The sequence below is a fragment of the Lonsdalea britannica genome (genome assembly GCF_002111595.1).
GTDB classification, from domain to species: Bacteria; Pseudomonadota; Gammaproteobacteria; order Enterobacterales; family Enterobacteriaceae; genus Lonsdalea; species Lonsdalea britannica.
On the sequence record NZ_LUTN01000006.1, the window covers coordinates 69648 to 86622 of the forward strand.

A 16975-nucleotide genomic window follows, 5' to 3' on the forward strand; every position below is an offset into this window, starting at 1 on the left:
CGAAAGGTAGCGGCTGTTTTTTTCGTCTTATGACAGAGACTAGAATGCGGCCCGAGTCAAAGATGCATGATGCTCGGGTTTGGCGGGGGTCAGAATGCGCTCCAACACACTAGCTTCCAGCTCGGCCAGTTTCGCCGAGCCCCGGCGCCGAGGACGCGGTTGATCGACCAGAATATCCAGACCGACCTTGCCATCTTCAATCAAGATAACGCGGTCTGCCAGTGCGACCGCTTCGCTGACGTCATGGGTGACCAGCAGGACGGTAAAACCTTGTTCCAGCCAGAGTGATTCGATCAGTCTCTGCATTTCGATACGCGTTAACGCATCCAGTGCGCCCAGCGGTTCATCCAGCAGCAGCAGACCGGGGCGGTGGATCAATGCGCGAGCCAGCGCCACACGCTGTTTTTGTCCGCCGGAAAGGGCGGCTGGCCATTCGTTTGCACGCGAGGCCAGTCCCACGGCCGCCAGCGCATCCTGTGCGGCAGTGCGCCATTCACCCCGCAGCCCCAGCCCTACGTTATCAATCACTTTCTTCCAGGGAAGCAGGCGAGCCTCCTGAAACATCAGTCGGATATCGGACCGAGACTGGCTCAACGGGGCGCTGCCAGCCAGAAGTTCCCCGGATGAGACGGTTTCCAGTCCGGCAAGCAGGCGCAGCAGAGTACTTTTGCCGCAGCCGCTGCGGCCAACGACGGCGACAAACTGACCCGCCGGGATAGGCAGTTGAATATCCTGCAGGATAGTGCGTTGGCCGTAACGTTTGCTCACGCCATTGATTAATAGCGGCATACCTGCGTTAAGACGCGCCGGTGAGGATAGCGAAGTAAGATTCATGCAGGTTCCTCCTTAGATTGATAGGCGGGGTGCCAGCGTAGCCAGACGCGCTCCAATAACACGGTGCTGACGTCAGCCAGCTTGCCCAGGCAGGCGTAGAGAATGATGGCGACTACCACGACATCGGTCTGGAGAAACTCGCGGGCATTCATCGCCAGGTAACCAATTCCCGAGCTGGCTGAAATGGTCTCCGCCACAATCAGCGTCAGCCACATCAGCCCTAACGCGAACCGGACGCCGACCATGATGGAAGGCAGCGCGCCGGGCAGCACGACCTGACGAAACAGGCTGAATCCCGACAATCCATAGCTGCGCGCCATTTCCAGCAAACCACCATCGAGATTACGGATGCCGTGATAGGTGTTGAGGTAAATAGGAAACAGGGTGCCCAGTGCGACTAAAAAGATCTTGGCGCTTTCTTCAATGCCAAACCACAGGATCACCAGCGGAATCAGCGCTAAATGTGGAATATTGCGCAGCATCTGGACGGAGGTATCCAGTAGACGTTCGCCCGTGCGGGAAAGTCCGGAAATAAAGCCGAGCAGCAGGCCAAGCGATCCGCCAATGGCGAAACCGATCAACGCGCGCCAGGTGCTGATCGCCAGATGTTGCCACAGCTCGCCGCTGACGGTCAGCCGCCAAAAAGCGGCGACGATGGCTTCGGGAGAGGGCAGGATTCGGGTGGACAGCCAGCCGGTTTGCGACGCGATCTGCCAAACCACCACCAGCAGCAGCGGTAGCGCCCAGGGCGTGAGTTGATAAGCCGCCTGTCGCGATAGCGTTTTCATGAGCGATCCTTAGCTTTGCGCGGCCTGGAGTGGCACATAGTTGTTGCCGATCACTTCGCCCAGCGCGGGTAGCGTTCGGGGCGCAGGCACGTCGGGAACCGCGACGTCCAGATGGGGGAACAGCAGTTCGGCTACACGATATGCCTCTTCCAGATGCGGATAGCCGGACAGAATAAACGTGTCGATGCCGAGGTTCGCATACTCCTGAATGCGCTCTGCGACCGTCTCTGGATCACCTACCAGCGCCGTTCCCGCGCCGCCGCGCACTAATCCAACGCCTGCCCAGAGGTTAGGGCTGATCTCCAGTTTGTCGCGTTTACCGCCGTGCAGGGCGAGCATGCGCTGTTGGCCTACGGAATCGTAACGTCCCAGCGCTTGCTGGGCTTTGGCGATGGTGTCGTCATCCAACTGAGAGATCAGTCTGTCCGCCGCTTGCCAGGCTTCTCGAGTGGTTTCCCGCACAATCACGTGCAGGCGAATGCCGAAACGCACCGTGCGGCCTTGGGCTGCGGCTTTGGCGCGCACCTGCTCAATTTTCTCTTTGACCTGCGCCGGGGGTTCTCCCCAGGTGAGGTAGAGTTCGACTTGCTCCGCCGCCAGATCCTGTGCGGCGTCGGAGGACCCGCCAAAGTACAGCGGCGGCCTTGGCTGCTGCACGGGCGGGAAGATCAACCGGGCGCCTTTAACCTGAAGATGTTTGCCGTCGAAATCCACGGTTTCACCTTCCAGTACCCGCCGCCAGATATGGGTGAACTCGGCGGACGCCTCATATCTCTCTTCGTGATTGAGAAACAGACCTTCGGCGGCCAGCTCGTCAGGATCGCCGCCAGTCACCAGATTGAACAACGCGCGGCCATTGGAAAGACGGTCCAGCGTCGCCGCCTGACGGGCAGCCAGCGTCGGTGAAATGATGCCGGGACGAAGTGCGACCAGAAAACGCAGCCGCTGTGTGACGGGGACGAGTGATGAAGCCACCAGCCAGGAGTCTTCGCAGGAACGGCCTGTGGGGATCAAGACACCACCGAAGCCGAGTTGATCCGTCGCCTGAGCGATTTGTTGCAAATAGCGGTAATCCACAGGTCGTGCCGATTCTCCGCTGCCGAGGTAATGACCGTCGCCGTGTGTGGGGAGAAACCAGAAAATGTTGAGGCTCATGACGTATCTCCAGTCAAATTTATTATTCGGAAGGGGCGTGCCAGACCTGCGTTGAGATCGTGATTGGCACCGGAATCAGACGGTTTTGATAGAACAAATCCGCCGTTTCCTGCTGTGCGCGGATGACGTGCTGATCGAGGGGGCGGATCACCGTCACCGGGCGATGATCCAGATAGCTTGTGATCACCGCACGTGGAAGTCCTATCGCATTCGCCAGCAGGTCCGTGCTTTGCGGACGTTCGCTGACCGTGAATTTTTCAGCCTCTGTCAGCGTGTCCAACACCTGTCGGATAAACGTTCCGTTGCGCTCGGCGTAAGCACGCGACGCCAGATAAAACGCGCCGGTCTGGTTCAGTTGAGTGCCGTCGGTCAACACGCGCACGTCGCCCTGCAGCTGGGCGGCGGAATAGTAGGGATCCCAGATGGCCCAGGCATCCACATTTCCTTGTTGAAAGGCGGCGCGAGCGTCGGCTGGCGACAGGTAAGCAGGCTGAATATCGCTAAACGACAGTCCCGCCTGTTGCAGCGCACGCAGCACCAGATTGTGTGAACTGGAGCCTTTCTGGAACGCCACTCTTTTGCCTTTCAGATCCGCCACGCTATTAACCGGACTATTGGCGGAGACCAAAATGACTTCAGCTTTGGGTTTCGGGGGTTCGACGCCGATGTAGAGGAGATCTGCGCCAGCGGCCTGAGCAAATATCGGTGGCGTATCGCCGGTACTGCCGACATCAATGCTGCCGACGTTCAGCGCTTCCAACATTTGCGGCCCGGCTGGAAACTCAATCCAGCGAATGGCGGTATGCGGAAAACGTTTTTCCAGTAGCTGGTGCGTTTTTGTAAGCAACAGACTGACCGATCCCTTTTGGTAACCGATCCGCAACTGCGGCGGACTCTCGGCGGCAAAGGTGACGGAAGCCAGCCCCAGCGTGCCAACCATCAGCCAGGGCGATTGTCTTTTCAACCATGAGAACATGCGGCAATCCTAGGCGCTGTGCTGCAGTTGGGGATAGCGCTGACGTCTCAGCAGCGCCTGGAACAGATTCTCTAACGACTCCTGCAGCCGCTCTTGCAGCGCACTGGAGAATTCTGGCGTGCGGTCGTAATCACGGATCTGGCTGTCGTCGGCAAACACGCTTTGGAGGATCTCCTGCGCCTTCAGCGCATTGAGTACCGGCAGGAGGCTGTAGTCGACAGCCAGCATGTGCGCGAGCGAACCGCCGGTGGCGATGGGCAGTACGGCCTTATGAGCCAGAGCCCGCTCGGGCAGGACATCCAATAAGGCTTTTAGACCGCCGGTAAAAGAGGCCTTGTAAATCGGGGTGGCGATGATAACGCCATCCGCCGTGGACAACTGTTCGTTGAGCGTTTGTAAGGCCGGACTGTCGAAGCGGGCATTGAGGAGATCTTCCGGGGGGAAATTGTGTAGATGCCAGGGAAGGACTTCCACGCCCTTGGCTGTCAGCCACTTGCCCGCATGCTGCAAAAGCGCGGTGGACCGTGACGGGTAGCGGGGACTCCCTGCTAAAGTGATAACGCGCATAGGCACTCCTTCCAACATATTGTTAGCAACTCTTACCATTAGGCAACATGCTGTCAGTCTGGCAGACGCCGGCTTATTCCATTAAATGATTTATTGTGTAATCGAAAGACTGAAAGTGCATAACATTGTCAGCGCTATCGCCCGCTCGCCGTTATCCGCGAGGCCTTTTTTGTCACAGGTCAATTCCCTTTCTGGAGCGGATGGCCGATAATACTGCCCCGGTCTGCAACCGGGAATCCAGGAGAGTCCATGTACCCCCTTATTCGTAAAGCGTTATTCCAGCTCGACCCAGAGCGCGCGCATGAGTTTACCTTTCAGCAGTTGCGTCGTATCAGCCATACCCCACTCGAATTTCTTGTCCGTCAGTCTGTTCCTACCAAACCCGTGACCTGCATGGGGCTGTCGTTTAAAAACCCGTTGGGGCTTGCCGCCGGTCTGGATAAAGACGGCGAATGCGTGGATGCGCTGGGGGCGATGGGATTTGGCTTCATAGAAGTCGGGACCGTGACGCCGCGTCCTCAGCCGGGAAATGATAAGCCGCGCTTATTTCGTTTGGTGGAAGCCGAAGGATTAATTAACCGCATGGGATTTAATAATCTCGGGGTGGATAACCTGGTGGAGAACGTTAAAAAATCTCATTTCGGCGGCGTATTGGGGATTAATATCGGCAAGAATAAAGACACGCCGGTAGAGAATGGAAAGGACGATTATCTGATCTGCATGGAGAAGACTTATGCTCACGCAGGTTATATCGCCATTAATATTTCATCGCCGAATACGCCAGGACTACGAACGCTTCAGTACGGCGAAGCCCTGGATGATTTGTTACAAGCGGTAAAAAATAAACAGGCGGAATTGGAAGCCCAGCATCAGAAATATGTGCCAGTGGCGGTGAAAATAGCGCCGGATCTTTCAGAGGAAGAATTGATCCAAATTGCAGATAGTCTGGTGCGACATAATATCGATGGCGTGATCGCGACCAATACCACGTTGGATCGTCAATTGATCCAAGGGTTAAATCACAGCGGTCAGACGGGGGGATTAAGCGGTCGTCCATTACAGCTGCTCAGTACCGAAGTGATACGTCGTTTATCTCAGGAACTAAACGGTCGTCTACCCATTATCGGCGTTGGAGGGATTGACTCTTTGATGGCGGCCCGGGAAAAAATGGCGGCGGGGGCAACGCTGGTGCAAATCTACAGTGGGTTTATTTTCCGTGGACCAGGTCTAATTAAAGATATCGTCACTCATATCTAGTTTTTTCATCTTCATTCATAGCCGGGGGTTTATTTCTGCTCCCGGCTAGTCTATATTTTTTTGGCTGTATAAAAATAACGCATTCGAGTTCCCTAAGGGTTAATTTTGCAGGCGCTAAATATCGCAGGCAGCGCAAAAGGAAGAATGAAGGTATTACGATGAAATTAAAACCTGACGATAATTGGCGTTGGTATTTTGACAGCGAACAGCAGCGCCTGATGTTGGATCTGGCCGACGGAATGTTATTCCGATCCCGTTATCCGATGTCGATGTTAACCCCAGATGCTTTTATGGACAGCGCATTTTGCGTCGATGATGCTGCGTTATTTTTTACCTATCAGGAAAAGTGCCAAAGAATAACGCTTCCTCAAGCTGAAAAAGCCGAACTGATATTAAATGCGCTGGTTGCGAATCGCTTTATGAAACCGCTGATGCCCAAAAGCTGGCATTTCACGCCGCAATCAGGTGAGAGCTACCGCCCAACTACCGGGGACATCGTTAACGTCCAACTCGTCGATCGCGATGAAGATGCCAGTCTTCTGGTAGTGGAAGAGGGGGAGAAAGCCAGTCTGTGTTTATTGGCGCAAAGCAACTGACGCTAAATGCGAAGACGCTGCAGCTTGGCGACCCCATCAAAATTATGCATGACCGGCTGTCGCCAGCAGCGTCAATTGATGATGTCGACAGCGATTCGTCGCAGTATGCCTGCGTAGGCTGATCTCGCCGATGACGGATGCACCACATGAATCTGGCATTAATCGGTGAGGCATATCGTCCCATGGCCAGGCGATTGTCAGGCGAATGACCGTCTTATCTTCTTGATGTCGTTATTTGGCTGTTGCGTCTGTCTCCATCCCGTTCTGACTTTCTCTCCCAGGCTTATCACGCATTTTCACGTTGCCTGACTCATTGAGCTTCCTCTCAGGAGCGTCGGCCTAAACGTCTAAGGATTTCCGTTCACGCCTTCTTTATACGTTTTGTGCGGCCTGTTACCTGCTTTTGGGGCTTACCTCAACCTGAATTTCCTCCGCTGACAGCACCACAGTCTCGTCCCATCGGCCCGCAGGTGCCGTGACGTGGCGCTATCCTTCCCCCAGCGCGCATCGTTAGGCTCAAGAAGCAGGGGAGCCAAACCTCGCATGGCTAAGCGCATGATGACGTCGATCGGCTGCGGTGCATTATGACAACCGGTGGGGATTAGCTATAATGCGCCTCAATTTTCTTTAAGGTGATATCTGCTCTATGAACTCTCTGTTTGCCAGCACGGCGCGTGGTTTGGAAGAATTATTAAAAAGCGAACTTGAGGCGCTGGGCGCTCAGGATTGCGCGGTCGTGCAGGGGGGCGTGCATTTTCAGGGAGACGATCGCCTGGTGTACCAAAGCCTGATGTGGAGCCGTCTGGCTCCCGCATCCTGCTTCCGCTCAATGAATTCAATGTCTACAGCGATTTGGACCTCTATTTGGGGGTTCAGGCGGTGGACTGGTCGACCATTTTCAGCGTCGATAAAACGTTCGCCGTCCATTTCAGCGGGACCAACGACGAAATTCGTAATAGCCAATATGGCGCACTGAAAGTCAAAGATGCCATCGTCGATAGCTTTACCCGCCGTACCGGCCAGCGTCCCGACGTGGCGAAACAGCAGCCGGATATCCGCATCAACGTTTTCCTGCAACGTGAAAAAGCCAGCGTGGCGATTGATCTCAGCGGCGATGGCCTGCATATGCGCGGCTACCGTGAACTGGCCGGTCAGGCGCCCCTCAAAGAAAATCTGGCTGCGGCTATCGTGCTGCGGTCCGGGTGGGAAAACGGCACGCCGATGGTCGATCCCATGTGCGGCTCCGGGACCTTGTTGATCGAAGCGGCCATGATCGCCGCCGATCGGGCGCCGGGGTTACATCGCCATCATTGGGGATTCCTGGCGTGGGAGCAATTCAATCCGACGCTGTGGAAAGAGGTCACCACCGACGCGCAGCAGCGCGCCCGCGCCGGCGTGCAGGCCACCGCGTCCCGCTTCTTCGGTTCTGATAACGATCGTCGGGTTATCGACATCGCTCGCGCTAACGCCCGCCGCGCTGGCGTCAGTGAACTGATCCGGTTTGATGTCTGCGACGCCGTACAACTAAAAAATCCGCTGCCGGAAGGTCCTACCGGAACGGTGCTGAGCAACCCGCCTTACGGCGAACGTCTGGAAAGTGAACCGGCCCTGATTGCATTGCACAACATGCTGGGACGGATTATGAAAGCCTCTTTCGGCGGCTGGCAGCTGTCCCTGTTCAGTGCCTCGCCGGAGCTGCTGAGCTGTTTACAGCTGCGCGCCGACCGCCAGTTCAAAGCCAAAAACGGCCCGCTGGATTGTGTGCAGAAAAATTACCAGCTGGCGGCGAACAGCGCGGAAAGCGTCAGCGCGCCCGCGGATGATTTTGCTAACCGACTGAAGAAAAACCTGCGTAAGCTGGACAAATGGGCCAAACAGCAGGGCATTGAATGCTATCGCGTCTACGATGCCGATCTGCCGGAATACAATGTCGCCGTCGACCGTTACGGCAGTTGGGTGGTCGTGCAGGAATATGCGCCGCCGAAGACGGTGGATGCTCAGAAAGCTCGCCAGCGTTTGTTCGACGTGATCAATGCCACGTTGAGCGTGCTGGGCGTGCCGACCAATCAGCTGATTCTCAAGACGCGTGAGCGTCAAAAAGGCAAAAGTCAGTATGAGAAACTGGCTCAGAAAGGCGAGTTCCTGCTAGTGGACGAGTACAACGCGCGACTGTGGGTCAACCTGACCGACTATCTGGATACCGGGCTGTTCCTGGACCACCGCGTCGCCCGTAAAATGTTGGGTGAATTGAGTCACGGAAAAGATTTCCTGAACCTGTTCGCCTACACCGGTACAGCCAGCGTTCACGCAGGCATCGGCGGCGCACGCAGCACGACTACGGTAGACATGTCGCGCACTTATCTGGAATGGGCGGAGAAGAACCTGCGGGCCAATGGGCTCACCGGGCGTAACCACCGATTGATCCAGGCGGATTGCCTGGGCTGGTTAAGCCAGTCTAACGAACAGTTCGACGTGATCTTTATCGATCCGCCGACATTCTCCAACTCCAAACGCATGGAGGCCACGTTTGATGTGCAGCGTGATCATCTGATGCTGATGAAGGATTTAAAGCGCCTGCTGAAACGCGGCGGCACCATCATGTTTTCCAACAATAAACGGGGCTTCCAGATGGATATGGAAGGACTCGCCGCGCTGGGTCTGGAAGCGCAGGACATCACTGCCCGCACCCAATCGCAGGATTTCGCCCGTAATCGTCAGATTCACAACTGCTGGCTGCTGAAGCACGCCGGAGAGGAAAAGTAATTACATGTCATTAATCAGTTTATCTGGCGCCTGGCTGTCATTCAGCGACGCGCCGCTGTTGGACAACACCGAGCTGCACATCGAAGACAACGAACGTGTTTGTCTGGTCGGTCGTAACGGCGCCGGGAAGTCCACGTTGTTAAAAATCCTTGCGAAGGATATCCCTCTGGACGATGGACGTTTGGTCTTCGAGCAGGATCTGATCGTCGCCCGATTGCAGCAGGATCCGCCGCGTAATGTGGCAGGCAGCGTGTTCGACTTCGTGGCAGAAGGCGTCGCGGAGCAGGCCGAGCATTTGAAGGCGTATCATGCCGCGCTGCGTCTGGTCGAAACCGATCCCAGCGAGCGGAACCTGAATCAACTGGCTAAGGTTCAGGAAGTGCTGGACCATCAGGGACTCTGGAAACTGGAAGACCGCATCAACGCCGTTCTGGAACAGTTGGGCCTGACGGCAGATACGCCGCTGTCTTCCCTGTCCGGCGGCTGGCTGCGCAAAGCGGCGTTGGGCCGGGCGCTGGTGAGCGCTCCCCGCGTATTGCTGCTGGACGAACCGACAAACCATCTGGACATTGAAACCATAGACTGGCTGGAAGGATTCCTGAAATCCTTCCAGGGCAGCATCATTTTCATTTCCCATGACCGTTCTTTCATCCGCAATATGGCGACCCGAATCGTTGATTTGGACCGCGGCAAACTCGTTTCCTGGCCGGGCGACTATGATAAGTATCTGGCGGGCAAGGAAGAGGCTCTGCGAGTGGAAGAACTGCAGAACGCGGAATTTGACCGCAAACTGGCGCAGGAAGAGGTTTGGATCCGTCAGGGCATCAAGGCGCGACGCACCCGTAATGAAGGGCGTGTGCGCGCCTTGAAGGCCCTGCGTCAGGAGCGTACTCAGCGTCGTGAAGTGATGGGATCGGCCCAAATGCAGGTGGAAGAGGCGGCGCGCTCCGGCAAGATTGTCTTTGAACTGGAAAACGCCAGCTATCAGGTGGGCGGAAAAGTCTTGCTGAACAACTTCTCCGCTCAGGTGCAGCGCGGCGATAAAATTGCGTTGGTCGGGCCTAACGGCTGCGGTAAAACCACGTTGTTAAAGCTGATGCTGGGTCAACTGAAGGCAGACAGCGGCCGCATCCACTGCGGGACCAAGCTGGAAGTGGCTTACTTCGACCAGCACCGGGCCGAACTGGACCCTGAGCGGACCGTGATGGACAACCTGGCCGAAGGCAAGCAGGAAGTGATGGTCAATGGCCGTTCTCGCCATGTGCTCGGCTATTTGCAGGACTTCCTGTTCCATCCTAAACGGGCGATGACGCCGGTGAAGGCGTTGTCTGGCGGGGAGCGAAATCGCCTGTTGCTGGCGCGACTATTCTTAAAGCCCAGCAACCTGTTGATTCTCGATGAACCGACCAACGATCTGGATGTGGAAACGCTGGAACTTCTTGAAGAGCTGCTCGACAGCTATCAGGGCACGGTATTGCTGGTGAGCCATGACCGTCAGTTCGTCGACAACTCGGTAACGGAGTGCTGGATTTTCGAAGGCAACGGCGTCATCGGGCAGTATGTCGGGGGGTATTACGACGCACAGCAGCAGCGTTCGGTCGCGACTCCGCTGCGCGCGACGGCTCCCGCCGCACCGGCCGAGACCAAGTCTGCGCCCGTCGCAGCGCGACCGGCTAAACAGGCTGCCACGGTTAAGCTGAGCTATAACCAGCAGCGTGAGCTGGCGCAGCTGCCTCAACAGTTGGAAGCTTTTGAGCTTGAAATTGCCTCCTTGCAGGAACAGATGAACGATCCGTCGTTTTTCTCACGTCCTCATGAGGAAACACAGCCGGTGCTGGACGCGTTGGCGCTGGCCGAACAACGTCTGGAAACCAGTTTCGCCCGCTGGGAAGAGCTTGAGTCTTTGCAAAACGGCAACGCGTAGCTTTTGACGTCAGGCAGACCCGCGTCGCGGCTGCCTGGCTGGCAACAGGAGGTTATTGATGTGCACCCACTCCCACTCTGCGGAGAGTAAGATGCTGTGCCCGCAGTGCGACCTGCTGGTCGAACTTCCTGACTTACGGCCAGGTCAGCGGGCGCTGTGCCCGCGCTGCAGTACGCTGCTGACGAGTCATCGTCCGGAAGCGCGCTGGCGTTCGGTGAGTTTCGCCGTCAGCGCGCTGGTGATGCTCTTCCTGTCTGCGCTATTTCCCTTCGTCTCCATGCAGGTGGCGGGGATCACCAGCGAAGTCACTTTGCTGGAAATACCCAAAGTCATGGTGGATGAGAATTACGCCAGCATGGCGACGCTGTTCATGCTGTTCGTTCAATGTATTCCCGCCAGTTGCATGCTCATTATTATCGGGCTGTGTGGACGTGTTCGGATGAGCCTTGAGCTCACCCGACTGCTGGCGCGGATTTTGTTCCACCTGAAAAGCTGGGGCATGCCGGAAATCTTTTTGGCCGGTGTTCTGGTGAGTTTCGTTAAACTGATGGCTTACGGCAGCATCGGCATCGGCATCAGCTTTATTCCTTATGTTCTGTTTTGTCTTCTGCAACTGCTGGCTTTCCAAAGTCTCGATCGCCGGCGGCTATGGCATGACGTCACGCCGGCACCGTCAGTGCCGGATTCGCTGGAAGCCGGGCGCAGCGGCATTGCGCAGGGCGTACGCTCGTGCAGTTGTTGCACGGCGGTGCTCCCGGCTGATGAATGGGTTTGCCCGCGGTGCCATACGCATGGACATCTTCGTCGGCGGCACAGCTTGCAATGGACGCTGGCGCTGCTGATCACATCGCTGATGCTGTATATCCCGGCGAATATGTTGCCCATTATGGTGACGGAGGCGCTGGGCAATCGTATGGACTCCACGATTATGTCCGGCGTGGTCATGCTGTGGGGCTCCGGGTCTTATCCGGTCGCCTGGTGATTTTTATCGCCAGTATCATGGTGCCGACGCTCAAGATGATGGCGTTGGGCTGGCTATGCTGGTGTACGCAAGGCAAAAGCCGCCACGATACCGAGCGAATGCACTTGGTCTACGAGGTGGTGGAATTCGTGGGACGTTGGTCCATGATTGATGTGTTCGTGATCGCCGTGCTGTCCGCGTTAGTTCGCGTCGGTCGTTTTATGAGCGTGTATCCTGAAATCGGCGCAGTGCTGTTTGCCGCGGTGGTTATTCTGACCATGCTTGCCGCTATTATGTTTGATCCCCGCCTGTTGTGGGATCGCTACAACCGTGAGTGAGAGGAGTTTTCCATTGACGAAAAATAACCACAGCGCTGCGGAGATTGAATCGCTTAAGCGCTGGTCTCCGGTCTGGATTGTGCCCATCGTCACGTTGCTGATCGGCGCCTGGATCCTGTTTTACCACTTCAGCCATCAAGGCCCGGAAATTACGCTGACGGCGCAAACGGCTGATGGGATTGAGGCGGGGAAAACGCCCATCAAAAGCCGCAGCGTTAACGTCGGCGTGGTGGAAAGCGTGGTGCTGAGTAAAGACCTCCACCAGGTTGAGATTAAAGCGCGTTTGAATAACGACATGGATCACCTGCTGAGCACCGATTCGGTGTTCTGGGTGGTGAAAGCTCAGGTCGGGCGTGAAGGGATATCCGGTCTCGGAACGCTGCTGTCTGGGTCGTTCATCCAGTTGCAGCCGGGTTCCAGCAAGGAAGAAAGCCGAGACTTCAAACTCTTAGACAGCCCGCCGTTGGCCTCCCCGGATGCTAAAGGGATCCGCGTCTCGCTAACCAGCGAGCGCGCCGGGCAGCTGAATGCGGGCGATCCGGTGCTGTTTCGCGGTTACCGCGTGGGTTCGGTGGAAACCAGCCACTTTGACCCCGCGGCGCGAAAAATGAGCTACCGACTGTTCATTAATGCGCCCTATAACTCGCTGGTAACCAGCAATGTTCGCTTCTGGAAAGATAGCGGCGTCGCGCTCGATCTCTCTGCGCAGGGGATGCGCGTCGAAATGGGTTCGCTGACGACGCTACTGAACGGCGGCGTAAGCTTCGACGTGCCGAGCGGTTGGGAGCTGGGCGATCCGGCGAAAGAACATGCCGAATACCAACTCTATGACAGCCAGCGCAGCATTCAGGACACGCTGTATACCCGGTACAAAGAATATCTGATGTTCTTCGACGAGTCCGTACGCGGTCTGCAGCCGGGCGCGCCGGTCGAGTTCCGCGGCATCCGTCTGGGGACGGTGTCTCAGGTGCCGTTCTTCCCGCATGAAATGAAGCAGAGTCTGGCTAATGACTACCGTATTCCGGTCATGATCCGCATCGAACCGGATCGTCTGCAGGCGCACGTCTGGGACCAGCTGAATCTGGAACAGGAAATCAAGGAAGCGCCAGCCTTGGGGCTGCGAGCCTCCATGAAAACGGCCAATATCCTGACCGGCGCGCTGTATATCGATCTGGACTTCTATCCGCAGTTGAAGGGACGCCCAGTGTCGATGGTCAAAGTCGACGGTTACGAGGTCTTGCCCACCGTGAGCGGCGGATTGTCGCAGATCCAGCACAAGGTGATGGCGGTATTGGATAAGGTGAATAACCTGCCGTTGACGCCGATGGTGTCTCAGGCACCCAAACGCTGGCCGAAAGTCAGGCGACCTTGCGCGAGCTTCAGAAAACACTGGCGTCGCTGAATCAGATCACCGGCAACAAGTCGATGCAGCAGCTGCCTCAGGATATGCAGCGGACGCTGCGCGAGCTGAATCGTAGCATGCAAGGCTTCCAGCCGGGCTCTCCCGCCTATAACAAGATGGTGAATGATATGCAGCGGTTGGATCAGGTATTGCGTGAACTGCAACCGCTGTTGCGCACCTTGAACGGTAAGAGCAATGCACTGGTGTTCGAAGCATCCGGTGGTCAGGATCCGCAACCGAAGAAGGCGAAATAAATCATGATGAAAGGATGGACATTGGCATTGGTGCTGCTGCTGGGAGCATGCAGCAGCGACTCGCAGAAAGTCTACTACCAGCTGCCGTCGGAGGGCGACAAAGCCACGGCCTCCGTCACGCCGGCTTCCGCGCCTCATCTGTGGGTGCGCGGGGTCGCGCTGGCTGATTCGCTGTCGAACAGCGGGATTGTGTATCAGACGTCTGACGTACGATACACCATTGCCAGCAACAACCTGTGGGCCAGCCCGCTGGATCAGCAGTTGCAGCAGTCGTTGATAGCGACGCTGCAACAGGGGCTGCCGTCATGGGGCGTGGTCAGTCGCGAGCCGGATGGCGATCGGGCGACGCTGGATATCACCGTTTCGGCCTTCCAGGGCCGCTATGACGGGAGTGCGGTGATCCGCGGGGCCTGGACGCTGCGTTATCAGGATCGCATCATTACTCAGCCGTTCAACGTCACGCTGCCGCAGACTGACGACGGCTATGATGCGTTGGTGAAAACGCTGGCCGCCGGCTGGCAACAGGTGGCTCAGTCCATCGTGCGTCAGGCTGCCGCACTGTCCTAATTTGTTCTAAAAACAGGCCGCTGAATGTCGAATTTTTTATAAGCAAAGACACTCAGCGGTTTTGTTTTCCTCTCAAACGCTTACCGTTCCCTGTTCCCGCCTTTAGGTAAAAGATTCCGATATTGGCTCACAAATATGACAATGGCGTGAATATTGCGCCTTGATCTTCAGACCAGGAATCGCTATTCCTTAAGTGTGGTTGCTTACAAAGTAATCACCATTCTTTCCACCAGACTCGTATGAGGGAAATGAGGCATGAAGAGACAGAAACGAGATCGCCTTGAACGGGCGCATTCACGCGGTTATCAAGCAGGTATTTCTGGTCGACCTAAGGAGCTTTGCCCCTATCAATCGATCAATGCTCGGTCTTACTGGTTGGGAGGGTGGCGACAAGCCATGGAAGATAGGGCAGTAGCCGCTTAGCGGCTGCCTTATCTATCGAAAAGGAACCACCTCCGCCTTGCTGCGGAGGTTTTTTATGGCGGCTCCCATCGCTGTGACGACCGTCATAACGACGGGGTTGGGATGGGGCTCTTCACATCCTCGCTAGAAGCAAATGACAAACGGCTGCTCATCGCTTCGGCCAACTGCGCCAGCAGGCGTTCGCTGTCTTCCCAGCTCAAACACGGGTCCGTAATGGACTGGCCGAACGTCAGCGAGGCGGGATTCAACGACGGCTGAGTCCCCTCCACCAGGAAACTTTCTATCATCACTCCCGCAATAGCCGTGCTGCCTTCTGAGAGTTGCCGACAGACCGAGAGGGCGACCTCTTTCTGACGCAGGTGCTGCTTCTGACAATTACCATGACTAAAATCGATGATAAGCCGCTGCGTCAGGGAAAATGACGCCAGCTGTTGGCAGGCCTGCGCCACATCTTCGGCATGGTAGTTGGGGCGGGTGCCTCCGCGCATAATGATATGGCCGTGCGGGTTTCCCGATGAGCGGTAGACCGCCATCTGGCCTTGTTTATCCGGCGACAGGAAACGATGAGGCGCCTGAGCGCAGCGGATCGCGTCAATCGCAATGCGGATATTGCCGTCCGTGCCGTTTTTGAAACCGACCGGGCAAGGGAGCGCTGACGCCATTTCCCGATGAACCTGACTCTCCGTCGTGCGTGCGCCAATGGCGCCCCAGCTGATCAAATCGGCAATATACTGGCCGGTGACGATATCCAGAAATTCGGTGGCCGTCGGCAGTCCCAGCGCGTTGATGTTCAGTAGCAACTGACGGGCGAGTTTTAAGCCGGTATTGACCTGAAAAGATCCGTCCAGATGGGGATCTGCGATTAATCCCTTCCATCCCACCACCGTACGCGGTTTCTCAAAATACGTGCGCATCACGATTTCCAACTGATGTTGATAACGCGTGCGTAGCACGGCTAAGCGGCGAGCGTACTCCAGAGCGCTTTCGGGATCATGAATGGAGCATGGGCCGATGATGACAAGCAGGCGCGGGTCTCGCCCGGAAAGAATATTTTCAATATGGGCTCGCGCCGTGGTTACGGTTTCGGCGACGTCTGGCGTGACAGGCAGGAGGCCGATCAGTTGGTCCGGCGTCAGCAGCGTATCAAGGCGTGAGCTGCGAAGTGCATCAGTCTGGGGCATGAGAGCATTCTCTTTAATGAGGAAGACGCGGTGCTGAAATAGGGAAGGCGGAGCGCATGAAACAAGGATCAAGGCTCCGGCGGTTCTCCCGTCAGCACGATGCCGAGAAGTCTACCATCTACTGTATTTGTGTACTAGTACATGCGCCTGCTCATACCCAGAATATCAATGATGCGAGCGGATATCTCTTCCACTGAATAATTGGTGGTATTGATGTATTTGATTTGATAGCGGCGGTAGAGCGCCTCCACTTCCCGCAGCTCCAACCGACATTGACGCAGTGATGCATAGCGGCTATTGCCGCGGCGCTCTTCGCGAATGGCGGCCAGTCGTTCCGGGTCGATGGTGAGTCCAAACAGCTTGTCCTGATATGGACGCAGCGCTTCAGGCAGCCGCAGATTCAGGTTGTCCAAATCTTCTGCGATAAACGGGTAGTTGGCGGCGCGGATGCCGAACTGCATCGCCAGATAAAGGCTGGTCGGCGTTTTCCCGCAGCGGGAAACCCCAAGCAGGATGACCTGAGCCTGATCGAGATTACGCAAAGAAATGCCATCGTCGTGCGCGAGCGTGTAATCAATAGCGGCGATGCGGGCGTCGTATTTGATCAGGTTATTGGCCGTCAGTCCATGAGTCCGGTTCGCCACCGGGCTCGGCGCGATGTTCAACTCCTGCTGCAACGGGGCGACCAAAGCCTGCACGATATCCTGACAGAAGCCTGCGCTGCTGACGATAATGTCCCTGATCGCCGGCGTCACGATAGAGTAGAACACCAACGGGCGCACACCGCTTTGTTGGTAAATCGCGTTGATCTGCTCACGGACGGCGTTGGCCCGGCTGGTGCTTTCGACAAACGGGAGGGTATAGCTGGTGATATCGACGGGAAACTGAGAGAGCACGGCATGCCCCAGCACCTGGGCGGTAATGGCGGTGCCGTCGGAGACATAAAAGACGCTTCGTTCCACAGAGACTCCTCAAGGCGACAGGCTCTG

At 56.5% G+C, this 16975-nt stretch carries 11 protein-coding genes and 4 pseudogenes; 8 read left to right on the forward strand and 7 right to left on the reverse strand.

Annotated features, from left to right (window positions below; all coding sequences use genetic code 11):
* Positions 1 to 39: 39 nt before the first annotated feature.
* The 5 genes from ssuB to ssuE are packed head-to-tail and all read right to left on the reverse strand — an operon-like array spanning position 40 to position 4320.
* Positions 40 to 834 carry an aliphatic sulfonates ABC transporter ATP-binding protein gene (gene ssuB / locus AU509_RS06920; RefSeq protein ID WP_094117982.1) on the reverse strand — a complete coding sequence of 265 codons (795 nt, stop codon included), beginning with the start codon at positions 832 to 834 and terminating at the stop codon, positions 40 to 42.
* Entirely contained in the window at positions 831 to 1622 is a 792-nt protein-coding gene (gene ssuC, locus AU509_RS06925; protein WP_094117983.1) for an aliphatic sulfonate ABC transporter permease SsuC, read from the reverse strand. The genes ssuB and ssuC overlap by 4 nt, the downstream gene beginning before the upstream one ends.
* A gap of 9 nt (positions 1623 to 1631) precedes the next feature.
* Positions 1632 to 2777, reverse strand: coding sequence for an FMNH2-dependent alkanesulfonate monooxygenase (gene ssuD, locus AU509_RS06930; protein WP_085650851.1), 1146 nt, complete (start codon positions 2775 to 2777; stop codon positions 1632 to 1634).
* A gap of 22 nt (positions 2778 to 2799) precedes the next feature.
* Positions 2800 to 3753 carry a sulfonate ABC transporter substrate-binding protein gene (locus tag AU509_RS06935; RefSeq protein WP_094117984.1) on the reverse strand — a complete coding sequence of 318 codons (954 nt, stop codon included), beginning with the start codon at positions 3751 to 3753 and terminating at the stop codon, positions 2800 to 2802.
* Between the two features lie 9 nt (positions 3754 to 3762).
* The gene (gene ssuE, locus AU509_RS06940) at positions 3763 to 4320 is read right to left on the reverse strand and encodes an NADPH-dependent FMN reductase (RefSeq protein ID WP_085650849.1); all 558 of its coding nucleotides are present in this window, start codon (positions 4318 to 4320) and stop codon (positions 3763 to 3765) included.
* A 249-nt stretch (positions 4321 to 4569) separates the two neighbouring features.
* Between ssuE and pyrD the strand changes: the two genes are divergently transcribed.
* From pyrD to rmf, 8 genes and pseudogenes are all read left to right on the forward strand, one after another.
* Positions 4570 to 5577, forward strand: a complete 1008-nt coding sequence (gene pyrD, locus AU509_RS06945; RefSeq protein ID WP_094117985.1) for a quinone-dependent dihydroorotate dehydrogenase — start codon at positions 4570 to 4572, stop codon at positions 5575 to 5577.
* A gap of 158 nt (positions 5578 to 5735) precedes the next feature.
* A pseudogene (locus tag AU509_RS06950) lies at positions 5736 to 6295 on the forward strand (cell division protein ZapC).
* Positions 6296 to 6819: 524 nt separating this feature from the next.
* A pseudogene (gene rlmKL / locus AU509_RS06955) lies at positions 6820 to 8936 on the forward strand (bifunctional 23S rRNA (guanine(2069)-N(7))-methyltransferase RlmK/23S rRNA (guanine(2445)-N(2))-methyltransferase RlmL).
* Positions 8937 to 8940: 4 nt separating this feature from the next.
* Positions 8941 to 10860, forward strand: coding sequence for an ABC transporter ATP-binding protein (locus tag AU509_RS06960; RefSeq protein WP_094117986.1), 1920 nt, complete (start codon positions 8941 to 8943; stop codon positions 10858 to 10860).
* Between the two features lie 58 nt (positions 10861 to 10918).
* A pseudogene (gene pqiA, locus AU509_RS06965) lies at positions 10919 to 12159 on the forward strand (membrane integrity-associated transporter subunit PqiA).
* A gap of 13 nt (positions 12160 to 12172) precedes the next feature.
* Positions 12173 to 13815 (forward strand): annotated as a pseudogene (gene pqiB, locus AU509_RS06970) (intermembrane transport protein PqiB).
* 3 nt (positions 13816 to 13818) lie between these two features.
* The gene (pqiC, locus tag AU509_RS06975; RefSeq protein WP_085650842.1) at positions 13819 to 14382 is read left to right on the forward strand and encodes a membrane integrity-associated transporter subunit PqiC; all 564 of its coding nucleotides are present in this window, start codon (positions 13819 to 13821) and stop codon (positions 14380 to 14382) included.
* A gap of 255 nt (positions 14383 to 14637) precedes the next feature.
* The gene (gene rmf, locus AU509_RS06980) at positions 14638 to 14805 is read left to right on the forward strand and encodes a ribosome modulation factor (protein ID WP_071999766.1); all 168 of its coding nucleotides are present in this window, start codon (positions 14638 to 14640) and stop codon (positions 14803 to 14805) included.
* A gap of 83 nt (positions 14806 to 14888) precedes the next feature.
* On the opposite strand, the gene AU509_RS06985 is transcribed toward rmf, so the two are convergent.
* Together AU509_RS06985 and ppsR are read right to left on the reverse strand one after the other, a co-directional pair.
* Positions 14889 to 15986, reverse strand: coding sequence for a 3-deoxy-7-phosphoheptulonate synthase (locus AU509_RS06985; protein ID WP_094117987.1), 1098 nt, complete (start codon positions 15984 to 15986; stop codon positions 14889 to 14891).
* 134 nt (positions 15987 to 16120) lie between these two features.
* Positions 16121 to 16948, reverse strand: a complete 828-nt coding sequence (ppsR, locus tag AU509_RS06990; RefSeq protein WP_085650840.1) for a posphoenolpyruvate synthetase regulatory kinase/phosphorylase PpsR — start codon at positions 16946 to 16948, stop codon at positions 16121 to 16123.
* Positions 16949 to 16975 lie beyond the last annotated feature (27 nt).